This window comes from Burkholderia sp. BC1 (assembly GCF_052683555.1).
Map to the genome: position 1 here is coordinate 1 of NZ_JBQYLP010000146.1, position 3,473 is coordinate 3,473.

A 3,473-nucleotide genomic window follows, 5' to 3' on the forward strand; every position below is an offset into this window, starting at 1 on the left:
GCTGGAACATCTTCAGGCGTACGGAGCAGCCTTTTTGAACTGGCCTCTAAGTGAGAGGAATGGTCTGCGATTGCGTCAAGCATGGAATCAACTTGCGGCGCGATACTATCGAACGCTGGGTCCGCCCGCAGACCGGTTATCCCTCGCATGATCGTCGACCACGACCCCCGAAACGCGTGAAGGTTCTCCGGCGCGAGAAGCGTTGCTACAAGTTGAAGAGCAATTGCAGGTTGCTGAAGCTTTAACGTTCTACTTATTTGGGTGACGAGAAAGTTATCCGGCAGAGCTTTTTCAAGCTCTTGCGCCAGAATCGATTGAACCTCCAACGTCGCGACCGTCTCCTTCAGTGATTCATAGTCGTCGATGGCGGTGTCCGAATACGGATCAAAATGCAGGTCGACTGCCCGAAGTCGGGATGCACCGTCTTCGTCGCCGCCCAGTTGTGCCGTGACGTAGTCGACATAGTGCTTCGCCGTCAGCATGACGGTTTTGCCCCGGTTAAGAGTGAGGCCGTAGTCGGCCAGAGTGTAGGAAAGTACCGACAACGCTCGGTACGCGTCGGCGTTCGACGGTGCTATGAGCACATAGTCGTCAACGTACCGGAACCACCGGATTTCGCTGACGGTCATCCGCTGATCGACCGGATTCAAGAATAGTTCAGCCAGTACGCGCGACGCTTGGCCGCCGACAGGAAGCCCGAACGAACGGCCCGCCGAAAATTTTCCTAGTAACGCAGTGATCTGATTGCCAATCCGACCGTCAGGAAAAAGGTCGTTGATTGAGTTTTGGACGTAATGATGCGAAACATGCTCGTAGAAGCTGGATACGTCGGTCTGAACAACTATCGCGTCGTCAGGCATGCGGCGAACCTCAGCAACGGTAGCCTCTCGGAACGATCGCCACGAGAAACTTCTGTCAAACAACTCCTCGGTGCCGTCGCGTCGGAAGCGGTAGGAACGCGCGCGAGGGTCACGTTGGTCTTCCAGTGCGTCCGCTATTGCAACACCCAGGCCGTTGAAGTAGACGGACCAGAAGGGGTGGATTTTTGTCGTAACGCGAAACCCAGCCGATCCGGTGGGCGTGAGAAGGCGCTCATTGAAGACGCTTAGGGCGTCTATCTTGCGTTTGCTGTTGATTGCACCATCTCGTTGCAATTCGTCGAACAGGCTAAAAGCCACGTTCGCGAACTCGGCTTGTCGTTGCTGTACAAATCGAGTATCCAAATCAAACGGGAGAGTATCGTTGTCGCCGTGCGCGCCGATATCCGCCGCGGCGCGGGCAAAGTGTTGCAACGTGACCTCTGGCATTTTAACGCTCGCCTATTCTCGAGAAGTTGCGTCGCAGGGCAATGCCTGCGGGTGCGCAAAGTATACCCTTCCGATTGCTCGATCACGCGGGTAAGCATTCACGTCGTGATTGCGCTCGCGCCAACGCCAAGGCTTTCGAGCGAGTTCACCAGCTTGCTGGCGATCGTTCGGTCGCTGGGATGCTCGGGACGTTTTGCTGTATCAGACGGCGGATACTTCGGCTTAGCCGGGGAGAAGCAGCTCAATTGGGTACACGGTAACGAGCCAAGCGCCGGGGCGTTTGAGCTTGGATCGACAGGATCAATTGTTCATTTGATCCATGCTACAATTGATCCAGCATTTTAAATGATCCATGTAAAATCATGCGCAAACTGTACTACGGGCGGATTTCTACCACGGACGGCCAATCAGCCGTGAGCCAGTATGAGGACGCCAGAGCCCACGGCGTGCAGGACAAAGATGTTTTCATTGACGAGGGCGTGAGCGGCTACCACGTAGCTCCTGACGCGCGGGAACAGTGGCGCAAAGCCGAACACGATCTGCGGCACGGTGGCGTTCTTATCGTGCGCTGGCTCGACCGGATCAGCCGCCGCTACGACGAGTTGCACGCGACGATGCGACGACTTATGGAAATGGGCGTTCGTGTCGAATGCACGCTCAATGGAATGGTGTTCGATGGGAAGGCAGAAGACCCTATCGCGAAAGCAACCCGCGACGCGATTCTGGCGTTCATGGCCGCGCAGGGGGAAGCTGACTACCTGAACCGCGCCGAGATGCAGCGCCGAGGCGTGGCGATCGCGAAGGCGGACGGGAAATACAAGGGGCGAGCTCGAACGTACGACTACGCAGCCATAAAGGCCTGGCGATCGGAAACGGGCGCAAGTATTCGCGAGACGGCCGAGAAGTTCGGTATCGGAACGGCGACAGTCAAGCGAGCCTGTTCGGATTGTGCGCCGTCTTGACAGCTATTACATCAAAGCCGGCGCGAGTCGATAGTCTGCTCAGAGACCTCGAATCCGATGGCCTATAGCTGAGCTTGCAATCTCTCGTCTCGATAACGCCGAACGATTATGTACTTGGGCGAACTGCACCAGATAAACGGCCTGCCGCCTTCACGGACCGTACAGCGACCGGCAACGAGCACGTGCGCGCCTGCTAGATCATCCAGATCGGTGATATCGAAGGCCTGCAGAAAGTCTTCCACGATGTCTTCAAATACTACGACGCTTGCGCCGCTATACCGATCCGATGAGTTCAGCCAGAGTTTCCCGTCGGGTGTGCGCCCGGTCGTAGAAATGGGTCCCCAGTAAAGCGCCAGCGCATCATTGTGTCTTTCGGCGCGGATTTCATCAAAGCTGGCGACGATGTCTCGGACGGCCCCCTGAATGAGAACCTCACCGTCAGCCTTGTTCAATCGAATTTGTCGATCCGAATGACGGAAATCGGGGCTTTGTACAAGTCGCAGTAATATCCGGCGCAAAGTGAAGTGCTGCGACGCTTGACGGTCTGCTCCACGGAGCAGATATGTTCGTCCGCCACCTTCGCCGTCGCCGGTAGGGGGCGGCTGCACAGGCGTAACGTCAACATTGCCACCGATTTCTTGGTCGAGATCAACGACGATGAGGTCGCCGCTCGTCACCTGGCCTTCTGCGACTGAAGCCTCGTTGCGCGGCTCGCCGACGATGACATATTCCACCCGCAGATTGCATTGCGGCGTATGGTGGGCGCAAAAATGCGCCGGATGTCCGTGCGTACTTGGCTTTCTAAACCATGCGAACTCTCCGCACTCGACGCAGATAAGGTTGCGGCGTTCATCATCAAGTTGTTGAGCGGGGAGCGCAGCAAACTCTGCAGCCTCCCAGACTTTTCCGTTACCAGCTCGTGCGTACTGCATAATCCTCCCACCATCCGTGTGCGGGCAGTTCTACCGAACGACCCGACAACAATCGAACTCAAATGCGGATTGACGATGTGTGGCTCATTGGCATGGGCTCACGCTCAGGGCAAGCTGAGACTATGCGTGTAACGCCCCTAAGTTTGTTATCGGCTGCTTCGTGTTGGGCTTGAGGGAGTTGCCCCAGCCTCTGCCTGCTGCGGGAGCATCGTGCAGGCAGATAACTGGAGTTGCCCCTGTAACTCAGGACACGCGGACACCGTTAGGTTGAT

General features: G+C 56.6%; 3 protein-coding genes. 1 reads left to right on the top strand and 2 read right to left on the bottom strand.

From position 1 onward, the window contains the following. On the bottom strand, positions 1-1,307 hold a 1,307-nt coding region (locus tag ACSHSS_RS29825), incomplete at its 3' end, for an RNA-directed DNA polymerase (RefSeq protein ID WP_445545945.1). A 362-nt stretch (positions 1,308-1,669) separates the two neighbouring features. Here ACSHSS_RS29825 and ACSHSS_RS29830 point away from each other — a divergent pair. Beyond that, positions 1,670-2,269: a recombinase family protein gene (locus ACSHSS_RS29830; RefSeq protein WP_060261955.1), complete on the top strand. Its 600-nt coding sequence runs from the start codon at positions 1,670-1,672 to the stop codon at positions 2,267-2,269. Positions 2,270-2,331: 62 nt separating this feature from the next. Here ACSHSS_RS29830 and ACSHSS_RS29835 read toward each other — a convergent pair whose 3' ends face one another. Then, on the bottom strand, positions 2,332-3,201 hold the full coding sequence (locus tag ACSHSS_RS29835) for a hypothetical protein (protein ID WP_060261958.1): 870 nt from the start codon (positions 3,199-3,201) through the stop codon (positions 2,332-2,334). Between the last annotated feature and the right edge of the window lie 272 nt (positions 3,202-3,473).

Bases quoted from the DNA above. Each gene is read 5' to 3' on its own strand.
- ACSHSS_RS29830 (WP_060261955.1), top strand. From the start codon at position 1,670: ATGCGCAAACTGTACTACGGGCGGATTTCTACCACGGACGGCCAATCA.
- ACSHSS_RS29835 (WP_060261958.1), bottom strand. From the start codon at position 3,201: ATGCAGTACGCACGAGCTGGTAACGGAAAAGTCTGGGAGGCTGCAGAG.